This window comes from Stenotrophomonas sp. GD03680 (genome assembly GCF_029844625.1).
GTDB classification, from domain to species: Bacteria; Pseudomonadota; Gammaproteobacteria; order Xanthomonadales; family Xanthomonadaceae; genus Stenotrophomonas; species Stenotrophomonas maltophilia_P.
In genome coordinates, this window is sequence record NZ_JAOCKC010000002.1 from 79,169 (window position 1) to 96,665 (window position 17,497).

Sequence of the window (17,497 nt, forward strand, 5' to 3'; positions counted from 1 at the left end):
CCATGAAAAGGTGGCCAGAATGTGGCTGGCAATGTCAGCAAAGTGTCAGGCACGCGCTTGCGGCGAGGACAGGTGAAGCAGGAATCGGCACCCCTGAGCGGATGTCTCCACCTTCATCTGCCACCCAAGGTGCTCTACCACGCGCTGCACGATGGACAGCCCCAGCCCTTCGCCATCCTGGCGTGCGCTGGGAAGGAACCTGCTGAACTGGGCAGGGTCGATGGTCGGGGGCAGGCCCGGACCGGTGTCGGCGATGGCCAGCTCGCCCTCCCGCAGGGCGATGCGGACCTCGCCCTTGTCGGTGTACTGGCAGGCGTTGCGCAGCAGATTCCACACGACGCAATGCGCCAGCTCCGCATGGGTGACCACAGTGACCTCCTCTGGTGCATCCAGCCGCAGTGTCACGGGCTTCCCTGCGAGCCAGGGTGCACAGCGTGCCATGCACTCCTGGACGATGGCACGCAACGGGACGTCGGTCAGAGAAAGGCTCGCAGGGGATCTGGAGAGCAGCAGCAGGCAGGTCAGCTGGCGCTGCATCTCCTGTGTGGTCCGCAGGATGCGGTCGGCGCTGGGCAGCAGATGGCTGTTGGGCGGCAACTGGTGAAGCAGTGTCTCGGCCGCGCCAGCGATGATGGCCAAGGGCGTACGCAGCTCGTGGCTGGCGTCTCCGGCAAAGCACCGCTCGCGGTGCAGGAACCGCTCCAGCTCATCGCTATGCTGGGCAAAGGCACGCGCAAGAACGCCGATTTCGTCGCGCGCGTCCTGGTACGGGAACGGCTTGGATGTGCGCTGCACCGCCTCGGAAAGTCGGGTGATCGGAGCGATGACGTGGGCCGACGTCAGTCGCCCGATCCAGTAGGCGCACAGTACGCAGGTCAGGATGACCAGTGCGGCGAAGGCATTGATCAGGTGTTCAAGGTAGGCATAGTGCTCGCCGTCCTGGAGCAGGTAGTAGCGCTTGCCCTCGACGTCGAACACCCGCAGGTGCCACTCGTTGGGTGCGGGCTCGCCGTGGTAACCGGGACCATACTGGCGCAGCACGGTCGGCACGTTCTCCTCGTCATAGAGCTGACTGTCATGCGTGACCACGCGTGGTGATCCAAGGCGGATCGCATCCTCCAGCCTGCGTACCTCGCCATCCTGCGCCCTTGAGACCGCCGAGGCGCGTACCTCGTCATAGTCGACGAGCTCGACCACGGCGATGAAGCACATGGCTCCGGCCATCAGCAGCACGAAGGACACCGTGATGCGCGTCCGCAGCGACATCCGTTGATAGATCGACGTCCACGCCGTCGGTCCTGTCGGCATGACCTACTCCGGTTGCCCGGGCGCGGGGTTGGAAAGACGCCAGCCTACGCTGTGTACCGTTGCGATGAGCGGGTAGTCGAAGCGCCGATCCACCTGCAGGCGCAACTCGTGGATATGCGTTCGCAACGCGCCACTGTCAGGCGGCTCGTCACCCCAGATCAGGTACTCCATCTCCTGCTTGCGCACGACGGCCGGCGCCGCCCGCACCAGTGAAACGAGCAGTTTGTGGGCCGTCGGCGTAAGGCTGATCGCCTTGCCGCACCGCCATGCCTGCGGCGAGCGCGTATCCACCTGCAGCTCCTGCCACGCGATCACCGTGTCCACCTGCCGGCCCTGGGCTCGACGTACCAGGGCCTTGATGCGGGCATCCAGCTCGGCCAGTGAGAACGGCTTGACCAGGTAATCATCCGCGCCCAGGGCAAGGCCCTGCACCCGGTCGTCCACCTGGTCGCGCGCGGTGAGCATCAGGATCGGTATGGGGTTCTGGAACTCCTGCCGAAGCCTGTGGCACAGCGTCATCCCATCGAGGCGGGGCAGCATCAGGTCCAGCAGAACGGCGTCATAGTCGTTCTCCGTCGCGCGGCGCAGCCCGCTGGCGCCGTCCCGCGCATCGTCCAGCACGTAGCCCAGTGGTTCCAGGAACGCGTACAGATTGGCTACCAGCTCGGGATTGTCTTCAATGATGAGCAGGCGTGTCATGGGCCGCGCGCATGAGGAGACATGAAGCCCGAACTTTGGCCGATCCACCGACGTTTGCCAAGCCTCGTCGCCCGTTCCGCCAAGGGCCCGCACGCCATGACTGCGGCATGAAGCAGCTGCGCATGTTCTTTTTCATCTCTTGAGCTTTCGCCTATCGTGTGCGGTCCAGCGGGCATCGACAGACGGAGGGAATCATGGATACCAGGCGGTCCGCACGCCTGGTGATCGTCGATGAAGACGGAAGGCTTCTGCTGTTCCGGTACCACGACGAACACCACGCGCCCTTCTGGGCGACCCCGGGCGGTGAACTTCTGCCGGGCGAGAGCCATCTGGACGCGGCGCGGCGCGAGCTCCGGGAAGAAACCGGACTGAACCTGCAGATCGGCAGGCTCGTTGAGGAAAGGGACGCCGTCTATGCGGTCGCCCGTTCGACACCCGCGCGATGGCTGGAGACGTATTTTCTGGTTCACGCTCCCGCACAGCCAGCCATTCGACGTGACGGGTGGACAGAAGAGGAGAACGCCACGATCACGGACTGGAAGTGGTGGCGCGCAGAGGAAATGAGAGAGCAGCCTGCCTGCGTGTTCAAGCCGGAATGGCTGCCGGCATTGCTGGAGCGGTTGCGGTCATGACGCAGCATCACTGGCTCGCCTTCCCCCGATCCAGCTGCCGATAGCCAATCGCCTCGGCCAGATGTGCGGTCTGGATGTTCTCGCACCCGGCCAGATCGGCAATCGTGCGTGCCACGCGCAGAATGCGGTGCATCGCGCGCGCTGACAGTTGCAGGCGCTCGATGGCGTGTTCCAGAAGATCCTGGTCGGCCTCGCCCAACCGCGTGCACGCGCGCAGCGCAGCGGGCGGCAGATGCGCATTGAGTCCCCCGCGCATCTGCTGCCGCGCATGCGCAGCCTCCACCCGCCCGCGCACCGCATCACTGGGCTCGCCCAGCGGCGTGCTCTCGCGCAGCTCCACCGCATCCATGCGCGTCACCGCGATGTGCAGGTCGATGCGGTCCAGCAACGGGCCGGAGACTCGGGCGCGATAGCGGGTAATTCGCTCATCGGTGCACAGGCAACGGTTGCTGCGGTCGCCGGCCCAACCGCAGGGGCAGGGGTTCATGTGTTCCGGGTGGGTCCTAACAGTTATGAGTGATTTTACGCTGCTGTTTCAATGGGTTGCCGCAACTAACTGTTTCCTGACCCGCAGGAGCGGCTATGTAGCGCCCTTGGGCCTGATATCGACGACCTTCGAATCGCGCTGCTTGGCTTCAAGGACGCGGTTCTCCGCCTGCAGGACCTCATTGATGGACGCCAACCGAGCCAACTGGGATCGAAGCGCCTGATTCTCTGCCCGGAGGGCCCGGTTCCGCTCACGTTCGGCCAGCAACTGCTCATGCTTCACATCCCGCTGCGCCCGGCTCGACCGGCCTTGGGCCTCGCGGATCGCTTCGGCGATGTCTGGATAATGGTTGTGGATCAAAGCGGGGGTGACGCCAGCCTCATGCGCCACGGAGGTTATGCTGAGCTTCTTAGCTTCTGTTCGTGCTCGCCCCCTTTGAATTCGCGAGACTGCAAGCTCAAGATCCTTGCGCCTGGCATCGCCGGGCTTTCGTTTCGTAGTCATTGGGCGTGAGCATCCGGATCGTGTCCCAGGGAAAGCAATACGTTGCGACAGCGCTCAAGGTCGCGAAGTACACGCAATCGCCCACCTTGTCCAATGTCTTCGCACTTGGCGACATCCTTGAGATCGCTATAGAGACGCTGGTAGAGATGAGCATGAACGCTACCAATGACCGCATTGTCACAACCACTGCAGCGCGTCTTCTCGAAAGTGTTTCCAATACACCGATTGTCGTCTGCAGTACACCATGCGTGCCCGTTGCTACGGATTGCATGGCTCTCCGCCACTGACCGGACCATTGTTGCCCGATCCTTGAAAAGAACGATGTTCTCGTTCTGGCTCCGCCAGAAGGTGAGTCTGCCCCCATAGCCGCCGGCTAGTGGTTCAGCAGGACTCAACCATTGGTCGGCAACCCCTTGCTTGATCGCAGCTAGCTCTTCCAGGATCTCCCCATACAACTCAATCTCCTGCGACTCATTGAGTGCATACGCATCATTGGTCATGTCCTGCGACCAGTGCTTGAAATGCTCGCGCAAATACCGCAGGTCACCGAAACGGCTGCGTGCAGCGTAGTTGGCAAACTTCCGACGGAACTGATGCGTACTAAGAACCCAGTTCAGACCGATACCCCGTGCGAAAGACGTGAGAGCGATGTTCCACGCGCTGTCGGTCAGTATCCGTACCCGGCCCGATCGATCTTTGTCAGCGCCGATGAACACCGCGCCGACATGTCGTTGTGCCTCGGCAATTTCGGGATCAAGTGGATTCGCCTCAGTCATCCGTTGGATTTCTAACACCAACTCTTCCTGTAGCGGTATCGCCCACCGGTCCATGACCGCTAGTGCCTGCACCGCAGCCGTTGGTATCATCCATTCGGTGTCGCCGACTGCGGTCTTATCGCTCCGCCCCCGCATCCACCAATAGACCTCACCTTCTTCGCCTCGCGTGCTGTAGCAGGCCGAGGACCGGAGATGCGCCAACTCATGGTTCCGACACCCAGAGAGGCTGGCGACCACAATGTAGCAAGCCGTGCGAAGCCTATTCAGCTCTACTCCGAAGCTTCGAACGCCTCTATCCCAGCCTAGCAATTTGAGCTGACGGTTCTTGGCTCGATTGGCACCAGAGCTGGATAAGGCTACTGAGGTATCCGGAAATCCCTCAAGAGTGTCACGTAGGTCAAGTAGGGCAGAACCTCTCTGAACAAGCGACCATGCCTCATGAAACAATGCACTGAAGACATCGTCAGGAATTAGTGGTGTTTTGCTTCGCTTACTCGAACCGGTGAGCCCTGCGAGATGCTTGGCCGAGCTTTCTGGCCACGGGTGCGAGGGCATCGGGTCGTTCGTAAGCAAGCTCATCTCGTACAGAACTTCGACGGCAGAGAACCGCCCTCCCAAGGCCTCCGCAGACAGAGGCTTGCCGTCACCCTTGCGAACTATACGCTCTGCCTTGCAGGCGGCGACATACGTAGCGCATACCATTGGACTGACATCGCAGAGCGCCTCTACCTTGATCGACACAAGATAGCGGAAGAACTGCACGGACTGATCGAACACTCCCACAAGCGTGGTGGCCGCGGCCTTACCGGACCCCTCTCGACCACGAAAATGGTACAGGTACATCAGCTCCTTGGCTGCGGCACGAAACTCCTCGGGCACCCTTGAGAAGTCAATCCTTGCATGGCCCTTCGCCACGTTGGGCGGGGCACCATTCAGCAACCAGGTGCCATCCCCATACAAGCTTCTGGTGACCAAGGTGCCATTGACCTTGGCCGAGCTAATGACAAGGCGATCTCGCTCATGCGCGTTCAGTGAAACGGAACTGAAGGTCTGAGATGGAACATCTGAGTCCACCTGGTGCAACGCTGTTGCGTTCATGCAGTCTCTTCCAATGGCTGGCGGAAATCGTCAAGTGACGCAATAGAATCAAACCTCCAGAAGGCGTGAGGGTCGTGGCGAGCACGCTCACGAGCTGCATCGACGTCCGCCGGCTTGAAGACCTTCCTCCGTAACCCCGTCGCGATGACATCACGCTCTATAAGTCGAGGAATGTGGGCATAGTGTCTCTCCCAAATGCGGGCATCCATTCGATCCCGCTCACGGAGAACTCGCCAGTAGAAGCTGAAGAGTCGATAGAGATCCTCACCAGTCACCACATAGTTGCGGCAGCGCAGGCAGTCGAGAAAGGAAAAGCACACGGCGCCGTCGGCTATCGTGGAGGAATACGTGGTATTGCTTGGGTCGGTGCAGCGGCCGGTTGGCGTCCGCTCAGTCGCCCCGATCGTTCGGCTGAGAAGTTCTTGGGTAAGCACCTCGCCCATGAACTGCCAGTTGCGACTGGACCGTTCTCCCGGCCTCATGTAGTTGCGTCCGGCTACCCTCGGTGTGCTGCCAAGTGCGACAGCAGTGCTGCCTAGGTCACCATCAAGCAACTCGAAGATGCGATTGGCGAACGTCTTCCGCAGGCGGGAGACGTTTATCCTCAGTGGCTTTCCATCCGCGCCGACTAGCCCCGCATCAGCGACGAGGGTCTGAATCGCGTTGGAGACCGTGGAGTCGTTCAGCGCAGTGACATACCCACTTCTGCCTCGCTGGCGGCTGCGATAGAGCCAGATCCTACCGGCATGATGTGCTTCTGCTTCGGCCTGCAGGGGCTTGGAAAGTTCTATCACTCGCCGGATCAGGCGAACGATAGGCACCTTGACGCCCGGCATTGACTCAATCGTGCGATCGTCTTGTCCATCTGCACGAAGTGCTACTTTGCTGGAGTTGTAGCCCCTTCTCTTCCAGAGGACGAGGAACTCTGTGTTCTCTTTGGGGTGGGGCCGTAGGCAATCAGCACCCATTTCAAGAAGAGGAGTGGTGTTGCGTCCAGTGTGGAGTGCAATGATCAGAAGTGCGTATGACAGCAGTTCACTAGTAACACTTACGTCCTCCCGGAAGATCGGCATCACTGCCGTCCTAACTGCCGCGGCGAACGCTTGGCGCTCTTTTCGCAGTAGTGGCGTCTCGCCCTTGACCTGTCTAGCACTGTTCGGAAAGGGGTTCGCCGGAAAGGTTCGCTCAGTCCCTGCATCGAATAAATGGATAAGCCCGCGGCGACCAAGCGCTTGGATCACCGCCTTCGTTTTGTCGTATCGCATCTTCTGCGCTGAGCGGGTGGCACCTGAATCCGCAAGATGTCGGAGGTAGCCATCTATCACGTCGCGATCTATGTCGGCTAGGGTCAAGGCGCGCCGGAGAGCGGCTGCGCGCAGAGCCAGGTAGGGAAGAAAGGTGTCTAGCCCAGAGCGTGCATAGCCGGCGATCGTGCTTACCTCTAACTCTGCGTCCTGCTTGCACAGGAAGCGCTCTATTTGACGCTGACAGGCGCTGGTGATTTCGTCTATTCCCACCGCGTAGTGTCTGGCGAAGTCGTAGGTCCGCGCACCGACGGCATTAAAACCGAAGTTCACCAGCGTCGCCGCAGGCGGCTTCCTGTCATCATCGCCCGATTTCAGGAGACCACCTTCGTGGTGCTGTGCTATCCGAGGCTGATGAAGATCAGTCCTGATGTGGACCTTGCGCTTTCCTGTCATGAGAGCGTATCAACCAGGTCATTCAGCTCTTCGTCGTAAGCAAGGACGGCATCATCGACCAGGGAGTTGACAAGGTGAAGGTAGATCATGGTTGTCTCGATGGAGACATGCCCAAGCTGGCGCTGAACAAACACGAGCGGCTCTACCGCTTGTGCTGCTCTGTCCCTCTGAAGAGCTAAAAGCATATGAGTGGCGTAGGTGTGCCGCAACATGTGCGGATGCGTTCGGAACCCTGCCTTCAGCCCGTTCTTCCGTACGATGACTTCGATGTGCTTTCCATGATTCGCATAAGGTCTACCATCCTGCGTCAGGAAGAGTGTGGGATGGGCCTTATCGCTCAGGGACGCTAGTTCGCCGCGGACAAGGACGCTGTAGCGATAGAGATCGCTCATAAGACGCCTCGAAATCCAAATATCTCGAGGCTTGCCGCCCTTGGTCATCATGCCCTCTCCGTCGGAGGGATCGAGGGCCACCATGACGTTCCTCGCACTACCGTGCCTGGCGTCTGGGTTGAAGACATAGGCTAGCGGGAACGTAGCGATCTCCTCACGACGCAAGCCGGTCTGGAGTCCCAGCCGGGTCATCATCCTGTGATGCGGATTCTCAGTGCATGCGAGTAGTGCGTGAGCCTGTTCTCGGGTCAGGAATTTGGGCAACTGCCTGTGGTTTCGAGGCATCACATCGCGAACCTTAATTGTGTTCCCAGACTTATCGGTGTGCGCCAAGAAGCCTGCGTTCTCGCGACGGACAGTGCGATCTTCGATGCCAAACGGAAGTCGGTCAATCCAGGTCTGCTTCTGGGAGTACTCGTAGAAGTCGCAAACGTAGTGCAGCCGCTGGCGAACCGTACGTCGGGCAAGCTTCACTTGCTCCAGGCAATAGTCCCGGTAAGCGGCAACGAGCGATTTCTCCTCGCCACGGTCTACATCAGCCCAATGCAGGTCATGAGCCTCGAGGAAGCCAAAGTAGTCATAGAGCGCTCGACCTGTGCTTGGCCAGGACCCTCGTGAACCAATCACTCCGCGTAGAAGATAGTGTCGGAGGAATTGATTTACCTCCACGGCTGACTCCATCGAGTCATAGAGCACGATGGGGAAGCCTGGGTAAGGCTGCCCGCGAATCGTGAAGTCGGAGGTGGCCCATATTAGGTGCACGAGCGAGTTCCCGGTTGGCTCCGAGTGCGCTCAGTGTTTGCTGAGGCGCCATCAGGTAGCTGATTTGCTTATTCTTGATATGACTTTTCACTTAGGCATGCCCCGCGGTCGGCGTGGCCACCTTCCCGGCGAGCCGGATGAGTGAAGGCCGGCACTTCGGGATGCGCAAGTACGATCGTGGAAATTGGTGCGCGGCCCTCGAGCAGAACCTCAAGTGTTGCCATAGGTTTCACCTAACGCACCAAGCTCCACTGCCGTTCCCCGTGCTGTGCCTGAGCAGGCCCAAGATCAATCAAGACCACACCATTTCGGCTGCTAGTCAGGGATCCGGCAGGGGACACCCTGCACATCGTTGATAGTTCTAACCCAATGATCTCAGTGTACTGAACTTCTAACGATCGCACAGACCCGGATCATCGCCGCGACCAGCTGGAACCGCGCCGGAAACATCACGCTGCGTGCAGCGCGGGCGATGCGGATGTGGCCCGATTCCAGCGGCTCGCGCAGGGTCTCCAGCGCGCTGCGGTTCCACTCGGGAAGTTCGTCCAGGAACAGCACCCCATGGTGCGCCAGTGATATCTCGCCGGGGCAGGGCGGATTGCCGCTGTCACTTCTAGCTAAATCATAGACACGTATCGCGAAAAAGGGCCGGTTAGCGCCCTAAACTCAAGCGCACCCCGTCTATGCTCAACAACAGAGAGCGCGACCGCACACATCAAATAACGAGACTGCATTGCAGGGCACATCAAATGAGAAGACTGCGTACCCATTCTCCCGTTCGAAAATTGAAAAATAGCCACCGCGCCCTTACCGGGAAGGTCAATTTGGAAGGTGGCGGGATGGCCGGATTCGAGTCCTCACTGGAGCGCGACTTGCTTCTCATCCTGGACTTTGATCGGACAGTTATGTCCGTAAAGGAGCAGCCTTTCTCCCTTACGTACATTCATGAGGCTTCAGTGCGTCGCTACACCCCCGACGTGATGGCGGAGTACGATCGAGATGTTCTCCCAACGGTCGTATTTGAGGTCAAACCGATCGATAAGCTGCGGGCTGATTGGGTGTCTCTGCGCCCGGGCTTCAAGGCGGCGGTGGCCCACTGTCGCCTGCGGGATTGGCAGTTCAAGATCGTCACTGAGCGGCATATCCGCACGCCCTACCTGGCAAACGTGAAGTTCCTGAGGCGCTATCGGGATCTGGCACCCCTTCTACTGCGGCAAGCGCAGTTGAGGTACACCGCCACCGCAGTGGGTCCCACAACACCCCAAGGCCTGCTCGCAGCCGCCTATTGGCCGAAGGAAGAGCAAGCGCAAGCGATTCCAGCGCTTTGGCAGATGGTAGCCGCGGGCGAGTTCGATATCGATTTGACCAAGCCGCTAAGCATGCGGATGCCGATTCAGTTGGTGGAGTAAGACATGGTCTCCTCAAACTTCATCAACATCTCGCCTGGCGTAGAGGTCATGGTTGGCCAGCGCCGGTACCGGATTACCCGTTCCTTGGACATCAACAGTGTCTTGGCCGAAGACGTCGAGACCGACAAGGTTGCCAGGCTTCGAATCGAGACTATGTCCCGAGTTCTGGAAGTGGAAGATGGGGATGAGACACCTAACTTCTCCGTTCACCACTTCTCGGATGATCTATGGGCAGTGGCGCAACGGCGTTTTGAAGCTATCAAGCCCCTGCTGGACAATCCTCGCCGAAGCCGGTCATCAGTTGCCGCAGCGGCGTTGAGTGCCGGCGTCAACACTTCCACGCTTTACAAGTGGCTAGCGCTCTATCACGACCATCAGCACGTAGCGGCCCTGGTCCCAACTCGACGCGGACGGAATAGAGGTACACGCTTTCTGCAGGCGGACCAGGAGCTAGTGATCGCCTCGGTTATCGAGGACTTCTACCTCCAGAAACAGAAGCCGAGCCCGAAGTCGGTCGTGGATGAGGTGATGCGCCGCTGCCGCGTGGCCAAGATTGATCCGCCGCATCCCAACACTGTTCGCAATCGCATCGCCGATATCCGGCCAGCTACAGCACTGCGTCGCCGGGGCCAGAAAGACAAGGCGCGTGACAAGTACGAGCCCATCCGAGGTTCCTTCCCTGGTGCTGACTTTCCTCTGGCAGTGGTCCAGATCGACCACACACCGTTGGACGTGATGGTCGTCGACGAGGAGCACCGCAAACCCATCGGCCGTCCATACCTCACTTTGGCCATTGACGTATTCAGCCGAGCCGTTGTTGGTCTGTACGTCACCCTCGACGCACCCTCTGCAACGTCAGTCGCGATGTGTATATCGCATGCGATGAACACGAAGAACGAGTATCTACGCGAACTGGGTGTAGAGGGAGACTGGCCCGTGTGGGGCCAGATCGGAACCCTGCATGCTGACAACGCTAGGGAGTTCAAGTGCAAGGCGGTGAACAGGGGCTGCGAGGCCAACGAGATCATCATGCAGTGGCGGCCGGTCAAGAAGCCAAACTATGGCGGTCACATTGAGCGCTATATGGGGGTAGTTGCCACTGAAATGAAGAAAGTGCCGGGGGCAACATTCTCCAACATCCAGGAGAAGGGCAACTATGACTCCGAGAAGGAGGCGAGCTTGACCCTGAGGGAAGTGGAGCACTACTTGGTGAACTTTATCGTCAACAACTATCACCAATGCGTGCACAGTCAGCTCGACGCAGCCCCCATCAAGGTTTGGGAGGACGCGATCCTGGGCGATGAGAAGCCTGGTGTGGGTCGAATGCTGCCGGCAGATCCAGACCGGGTTCGTATGGACTTCCTTCCCTACTTCCAAGTCACGGTGCAGCGGTACGGCGTGCGAATTGAGAATGTCTTCTACTATGACCCAATTCTTGATCGCCACATTGGGGCGACGGATGAGGACAACCCGAAGCTGAAGCGCAAGTTCATCTTCGCAAGAGATCCTCGAAACATCAGCGAAATCTATTTCTTGGATCCAAATTCCGAAAGATACATCGCTGTTCCCTATCGAAACGTGGCTCATCCGGCGATCTCTGCCGGCGAACTACGTGAAGCAAAGAAGCGAATCAAGGCTGAGGGTAAGGATGCTGTAGACGAGGAACGCATCTTCCAGAGCATTGAGAGCAATCGAAAGTTGGTCGAAGAGTCAAAAGCCAAATCCAAGGCTGCTCGCCGCCAAGCGGCGAAAGCTCCCAAGGCAAAGCCTAGTTCGATTGCGTCCCAGTCCGCGCAAAGCTCGCAAGCCACGCCGCCGCCGCACCAGTCAGCAGCGAAGGCCCCTGACCGCAACATCTTCTCGCAGCCGCTCGAAGTCCTTGAAATTGGAGAGATCAACTGATGAGTAGCTATCCCCATCTGCATGATCAGGTCGCTGCTTACATGGGCGCATCCAACGAGGAACGCATCGCAGTTGCCCGTAAAGATCGTTGGATTGGTTACCCGAAGGCAATGAGTGTGCTGGATGAGTTGGATCAACTCATCGTGTACCCCTCCACACAGCGGCCGCCGTGCAGGCTGATTGTGGCTCGAGGCGACAATGGCAAGACGGCACTCCTCCGGCAGTTCCAGTTGCGCCATCCAGCCGTACAACTGGGCGACGGGGGCACTAGCCTTCCGGTGCTCCGGATCAACATGCCTGCTCAGCCGGATCTATCCCAACTCTGGTCAGAGGTGCTCACTCGCTGTGCGACTACTCACCGTAGAAGCGACCCGGCCAGTGCCAAGTACACCATGGTGGTCTCCGTCCTTCGCGTACTGAAGGTTCGCGTGCTCGCAATCGATGAATTCAATGACGTTGCTCTTGCCAGGAAGGGGACGTCGGATGTTCTGGCAGGCATCCGTAAGCTCAGCAATGAGCTGAATCTAAGTATTGTTGCTGCCGGCACCGAGGCGGCGGTTCATGCTTTGGCCTTCGATGCCCAAATGCGATCGCGATTCAGTGCTTTGTCCATGCCCAAGTGGGCCATGGACTTGCCGTATCTGAACTTCCTCAACACCTATGAGCGCCTGCTCCCCCTGGCCAAGCCCTCTGGGCTGGCGGGAGAGACGCTGGCGCCGGTCTTGCATTCCGCGGGCGGGGAGGCCATTGGTGGGACCGTGACTCTGCTTCGTAGCGCAGCAGCCATGGCGATCAGGTCTGGCGAAGAGAAGATCACTATCGAGATTATCAGGGCCGCCCAAGACAGCGCTTCTCATGCTAGCGCTCTAGCCGAGATCTGATCATGCGCATCGTCTGGCCGCCGCATGTGCCAGACGAACTGCTTTCCAGCTACTTGGCTCGAATCGCAATCGACTACGGAATTTCGTCTCACAAGCTCATGGCGCTCCATGCGCCTGGCTTTCAGGTCTGGACCAGGGATGTTGATGTCTGCGCCTCCGAAGCCCTGTTGGAGCGGCTGACGTATCCGTCAGGAAGATCTCTACAGATGCTCAATGGACTCACCCTTGGCGAATGGAATGCAGTGACACGGCGCACCTGCGATCCGCCCCAAGGGGTGTACCACTGGATCAACAGCATGGGCGTGTATCACCGGACTCGCCTCAGACACGGTCTAACGTTCTGCCCGGAGTGCTTGGAGGAAAATGGAGCATATCTTCGCCAGTGGCGACTGTCATTCTGGACGGTTTGCCCGTTGCACCAAAGGGTTCTGCAGGACGCATGCCCCTATTGCGGGGCGGTGGTTCAACCCCATCGACATGGATTCGATCTTCGTAGATGTTGGTACTGCAATCGTTTCTTAACTACTTCCACGACGGCAGCAATGCGCGCTTTGCCCTTGCAGTCATTCCTGTTCAGATGCCTGATGGATCCCAGCAACGAAGTTGAGTTCAACGGTCATTGCTGCTCCGGGGCTGAGGTGCTTTGGGGGAGCGATGTACTTCTCCAATCACTCAAGCCGGTCTGCAGGTCGATGGGGATGGGGCAAGAGCGGGGGCTGAGGATCGAACTGCGCAGGGTGCCGGATCGTCACGCGGACATAGAGTTGCTCTCGCACCTGCTCGGTCTTGGACCCGCTGGCTTGGTAGCGATGGTTGAGTCTATGGGAGTGACCCAGAGGTGCTTTCGCCAACAGATGCCCCCCTGGATAAAGCGGTTAGCGGAGCAGCTTTCTGCGGGACGCGTGAATCGCGGGCCGATATCCAATCGGGCCGAGCTGAGGTCCGCAGGTGAGGCTCAGCGAAAGCGCGTCAGTGGATGGCGCGAGATGAGGGCAGATGTGTTGTTCAAGATGATTGGAAGAAGCAATGAGTACAGATAAACAGGGGCGCCGAACTTGCGATGGCTGTTACGCCCCGATGATCAATGCCCATAAGCTGTACAAAGGTAGCGAGTACTGCGGGACGTGCTATAGCAGTCAATTCGTGAGTTGCAGTTGCCCAACATGCAGCGGGACAGTGGTACATCACGCGTCAGAGCCACAAGCTCCATCCTGTGATGCTTGTCTTCGTAACCAGAGGCGCTGTATCAGGTGTGACCGGCCCGCGCCCGAGGCGCGCATCATCCGGGATACCACGCCTGGCCCCGACGGTGGATCACCCATCACCTATGAGCATTTCGTGTGCCCATCGTGCTTCCCGTACACCACGTCCGAGATTGAATGCCCTATCTGCAAGCGGCCAAGTCAACGTCTGGCAGGTGCTGCACACCTGCCGGAAAACCTAAAGGCTTGCCCATCGTGTTTGAACAAGCACACGCATGCCACCTGCGTGCGATGCCGGAAGTACAGGAAGGTGGTCTCGGTCACTGAAGAGGGCAGGCCACTGTGTATCGGATGTGGCGGTGACCAGCCAGCCGAGCACATGTGTCCAGACTGTGGTTCAACGGTTAAGGGCGCCGGATCGGCCCGCTGTGATTCATGCTCGATCGCGGCACGCCTCAGGCGAGAGGTTGCGCTGAGCGCGGCAACCATTGAGCGCGAGTGGGTTGCCTCCCTGTACACCGCATTTGGCGAGTGGCTGCTCGCGAGGAACGTTGCTACTGGCGGACTTCCCAGGAAAGCTGTCCAAGCTGCACCGTTCTTTCGTGCCATCGACCTGGATGCTGGCACCCATCAGCCGATAGTGGCGGCCGATTTGCTCCGTCTGTTCGACTCCAAGCAACTGAGAGCCAATCTGAACGTGACCCGTTTCATCTGTGAGCGCTACGGGTTCCAGATTGACGAGAATGCTCGTGCCCGAGCTCGTGACGTCGCGCTGATAGAACGTGGTCTGGAGGAGAGTGCATCAAGACCCTGGGCCAGGTATCTGACTGATTACAGGACATGGCTGGCAGGTAAGCCAACTCGTACCCAGGCCCAGTATCTGAGGACGGCACAGGCGTTCTGTGAGGCCGCCGATCTCGGCGGCCCCTTTGCGCAGGAGCATCTAGTGAGGTACCTGGATTCGGCACCTGGCTCGCGCGCCAACCTGAGCGTCTGGGTCGGATTCGTTCGGGCGCGGTACGGCTGGGCTGTGACTATGCCCCCAAAGGTCGCCAAGAAGGCAAGCCTTAGGCGGGATGCGCAGACACTGATGGACCTACTGCTGCGGGTACGCGTTCCAGGCACTGCCTCGGATGAGGACCTGGCTGCGACAATCGCCCTCGCTTACGGATTTGAGTTGCGCACCCTACGTCGCCAAGTGACTGGGGTGACGGATGTAGGAGACTTGATCACCAGAGACGGAATCGTCGAGGTGAGAATGGAGTTGAGGGCTGTTGTTGCCGAATGGTCGAGGCGAGCGTTCTAGAGTTGTTTTCTGGAAGGACACGAGAGCCAGCCTGGATCGGCCGGCTCATGCTTCTGGAGGCAGGTCGTCCGGATGCGGAGGTAGGCCGAGCAGCTGCCGGGCATCTGCACTCAATGGATTGGCGATGAGGTCAGCGATCTTGCGGGTGCACCAGTCATAGAACTCCGGATGATCATGCATGAGGTTCGCCTGACCTTGTTCGCTGTAGCTGACGCGGAAGCAGTAGCGTACCGGCCCAACTGTTAGCGTCGAATAGAATGACGTAGGGGCTAGGGTATCCTTGTCTCCAGTGACAATCAGCCCGCCATGTGCAGCGTAAGGTTTCGCTGAAAGCTCGTTCTGCAGGCGTTTGTATACCTCATCCAGGTCAACTCTCAGTTCCACGATGTTGCGATCACTAAGACCGATTGCGAAGGCCGCAAGCTCATCCTGGAACGGCGCGCCCATCTCCGCGAGATGGCAGCACATCAACTTGGCGAAGTATCTGAATACGTCTAAGTAGAGTTCCCCAGAGGCGTCCCTGAATCGAGGGTCATGCGTGACGTCGGCTGGGTCATGGCTACGACTGGCGAGGTGGGATGCCACGGCATGGAACTCGTCGAAGGCAAGGTCTGCCGGCCGCGTTCGAGCGCTGTTACATGGCACGCAGACTCGCGCTTGAAAGTGATAGGCCTTTGACCTCGAACTCTGAGCGTGCCGGAACCCTCCTCCGTCGCGAACGATCACTGCCTTCTGGTCGCCAAACACTGATCGCAATGCCGATGCCTTGATTTTATGCTCTCCTGAGAGCGCCTCTGTTGATCCACACAGGCAGCAGCGATAAATGAGCGGCGGGGCATAGGAGTCCATCTGTTGATCTCTGCGCAGTAGGCGGAGGGGGAGGATGTCCTGCCCCCGTCTATCAATCCCGTTCGAAACAGCGATTCAGTTCAGGGCTGAGCCCAAGTGAGACACGCTCGCAAAGTTTGGGCCGGCTACTACCTTGCATCCGGGCGCTCGAGTTGGCGGATTCCTTTGCGATCCAGTGAGAGTTCCTGATCGCCGATCTTTAGCCGAGCCGACGCAGCGGACCCCAACAGAGCCTCGGCAAGCTGGCTGGCCGGAGTCTGCGGGTCTTCGACATCGTCCTTTGTCGATTGGAACAGACCAGTAGATAGGCGACTGGCCAAGAGTTCTGGGAATGGCTCCTTAGAGCTTTGATTCCATTCCAAGACCGTCTCGGTCAACCAGGATGCTCTCTCAATGTCCAAGCGGAACTGTTGCAACTTGAACTCGGCGTCGGCGATCCTCTGAAGCCATCGATTCAACCACTTCAAGTACCACGCACCCAAGGCGATTGCAGCCGCACCGGCCAGCAAGGAGCGCGCGGCAGAGAGCGCAAATGCAGTTGGCGGTAGAGTACTGTCGAACTTGACGGCGGTGACCGCCGCGAGTCCAAGCAAGAACAGGATTCCCGCTGAGCAAACCGCGTGCACCAGAATGTACTGGGTTCGGGTCTCAGGTGAAACGCGAAAATTCAGCAGTCGCTCCTTAGTAAGGTCAAGGAGGCTGGAGCGGATCTCGCGTCTAACGTGAGTGTTGTTGCGATCGTCCAGAGTCTTCTTCAGCGAGTCCAGCTCACCTTCGCGAAGGTCTAGGGCGGCTACTCGCTCTGCATGGGCGACCTGGGCGGCTTCTCGCTCCTGACTGAGGCGCTCTTCATCCTGCTGACGAACTTGGCTGAAACGTTCCTCCCGCGCGGCTTCCCTGGCCGCGAAGTCGATCTCCAGCTTGGTCCGATGCTCCGCCGTCTCTGTGAGCAGTCTCTGAGACGCCGTCTGTAGCGCCTGTAGTACCTCGCGACCGGTAGCCAGACTCAATGGCGAGGATGGGTCGATTTCGGTCAATGGCAACTGCAGTGCTAGCTTAAGAGTTCGATCGATGGCAAGAGCAACCGGTCTCTGCTGTGGAGTTAAGCCATTGTACTGGTTGCCTCTAAACTCAATTCTGTCGTACTCGGCGGCCTGCGGGTAAGTCTTGGAGTCAGGAGGTCCAAGTCGATACCACGTCCAGGAGCATTCGGTGAAGTCAAGTTTGACCCTTATCAGTGAGAGGCTGCCCGATTCCCGGTAGGCCGCAATTTCCTCACCATGCACTTCTCCAAACTGGCCGATGAAGTGAACCTCAAGTTGATTCGGGAACTCCTTCTGGACCTTCTCAACAGCCTCAATGATTGCTCTATCGTCCAGCTTCGCTATGAAAATCGAACCATCTGACATCTCTGTCTCACTACGTCCCCTGTAATTGGCAGAACTCTATGATGGGAACCGCCCAAAATCCAGTCCGAGTAGATCGTCCGTACGGCGGCTTTCCAGAGTCGGGTTCTGACGATTCGGGTGTTCAAACGGGGGTAGACATGCCGACTGAGGGATGTCAGAACTTACTCATTTGGCGATATGC

12 protein-coding genes and 2 pseudogenes are annotated in these 17,497 nt (G+C 58.9%); 4 read left to right on the forward strand and 10 right to left on the reverse strand.

Translation table 11 applies throughout. The annotated features are described in order from the left end of the window. Positions 1 to 45 precede the first annotated feature (45 nt). Together N5J29_RS02780 and N5J29_RS02785 are read right to left on the reverse strand one after the other, a co-directional pair. Positions 46 to 1,224, reverse strand: a complete 1,179-nt coding sequence (locus N5J29_RS02780) for a HAMP domain-containing sensor histidine kinase (RefSeq protein WP_279924098.1) — start codon at positions 1,222 to 1,224, stop codon at positions 46 to 48. A gap of 87 nt (positions 1,225 to 1,311) precedes the next feature. Next, positions 1,312 to 2,007, reverse strand: a complete 696-nt coding sequence (locus N5J29_RS02785; protein ID WP_053518144.1) for a response regulator transcription factor — start codon at positions 2,005 to 2,007, stop codon at positions 1,312 to 1,314. A gap of 194 nt (positions 2,008 to 2,201) precedes the next feature. On the opposite strand from N5J29_RS02785, the gene N5J29_RS02790 reads away from it, so the two are divergent. Then, entirely contained in the window at positions 2,202 to 2,639 is a 438-nt protein-coding gene (locus N5J29_RS02790; RefSeq protein ID WP_164150545.1) for an NUDIX domain-containing protein, read from the forward strand. A 7-nt stretch (positions 2,640 to 2,646) separates the two neighbouring features. Here the strand turns inward: N5J29_RS02790 and N5J29_RS02795 are convergent. From N5J29_RS02795 to N5J29_RS02820, 6 genes and pseudogenes are all read right to left on the reverse strand, one after another. Further along, a pseudogene (locus N5J29_RS02795) lies at positions 2,647 to 3,126 on the reverse strand (ATP-binding protein); the annotation flags it as partial. 93 nt (positions 3,127 to 3,219) lie between these two features. After that, complete coding sequence (locus N5J29_RS02800) at positions 3,220 to 3,516, reverse strand: hypothetical protein (protein WP_197622619.1); 297 nt, start codon at positions 3,514 to 3,516, stop codon at positions 3,220 to 3,222. 110 nt (positions 3,517 to 3,626) lie between these two features. Then, positions 3,627 to 5,504, reverse strand: a complete 1,878-nt coding sequence (locus tag N5J29_RS02805; RefSeq protein ID WP_021201946.1) for a hypothetical protein — start codon at positions 5,502 to 5,504, stop codon at positions 3,627 to 3,629. Further along, complete coding sequence (locus tag N5J29_RS02810; RefSeq protein WP_164150546.1) at positions 5,501 to 7,204, reverse strand: hypothetical protein; 1,704 nt, start codon at positions 7,202 to 7,204, stop codon at positions 5,501 to 5,503. The genes N5J29_RS02805 and N5J29_RS02810 overlap by 4 nt, the downstream gene beginning before the upstream one ends. Beyond that, positions 7,201 to 8,292 (reverse strand): tyrosine-type recombinase/integrase, encoded by a 1,092-nt coding sequence (locus tag N5J29_RS02815; protein WP_197599548.1) that lies wholly within the window; start codon positions 8,290 to 8,292, stop codon positions 7,201 to 7,203. The genes N5J29_RS02810 and N5J29_RS02815 overlap by 4 nt, the downstream gene beginning before the upstream one ends. A gap of 480 nt (positions 8,293 to 8,772) precedes the next feature. Next, positions 8,773 to 8,961, reverse strand: a pseudogene (locus N5J29_RS02820) (ATP-binding protein); the annotation flags it as partial. 236 nt (positions 8,962 to 9,197) lie between these two features. Here N5J29_RS02820 and N5J29_RS02825 point away from each other — a divergent pair. From N5J29_RS02825 to N5J29_RS02835, 3 genes are read left to right on the forward strand one after another with little or no spacing between them, the layout of a single operon-like run. Continuing rightward, positions 9,198 to 9,767, forward strand: a complete 570-nt coding sequence (locus N5J29_RS02825) for a heteromeric transposase endonuclease subunit TnsA (RefSeq protein WP_070489764.1) — start codon at positions 9,198 to 9,200, stop codon at positions 9,765 to 9,767. A 3-nt stretch (positions 9,768 to 9,770) separates the two neighbouring features. After that, positions 9,771 to 11,669: a Mu transposase C-terminal domain-containing protein gene (locus N5J29_RS02830; RefSeq protein ID WP_070489762.1), complete on the forward strand. Its 1,899-nt coding sequence runs from the start codon at positions 9,771 to 9,773 to the stop codon at positions 11,667 to 11,669. Beyond that, positions 11,669 to 12,550, forward strand: coding sequence for a TniB family NTP-binding protein (locus N5J29_RS02835; protein ID WP_070489760.1), 882 nt, complete (start codon positions 11,669 to 11,671; stop codon positions 12,548 to 12,550). The genes N5J29_RS02830 and N5J29_RS02835 overlap by 1 nt, the downstream gene beginning before the upstream one ends. Before the next feature lie 2,553 nt (positions 12,551 to 15,103). On the opposite strand, the gene N5J29_RS02840 is transcribed toward N5J29_RS02835, so the two are convergent. Both N5J29_RS02840 and N5J29_RS02845 read right to left on the reverse strand, forming a co-directional pair. Then, a complete protein-coding gene (locus N5J29_RS02840; protein ID WP_070489755.1) occupies positions 15,104 to 15,907 on the reverse strand; it encodes a hypothetical protein in 804 nt (267 codons plus the stop codon). 128 nt (positions 15,908 to 16,035) lie between these two features. Next, positions 16,036 to 17,316 carry a hypothetical protein gene (locus tag N5J29_RS02845; protein WP_070489753.1) on the reverse strand — a complete coding sequence of 427 codons (1,281 nt, stop codon included), beginning with the start codon at positions 17,314 to 17,316 and terminating at the stop codon, positions 16,036 to 16,038. Between the last annotated feature and the right edge of the window lie 181 nt (positions 17,317 to 17,497).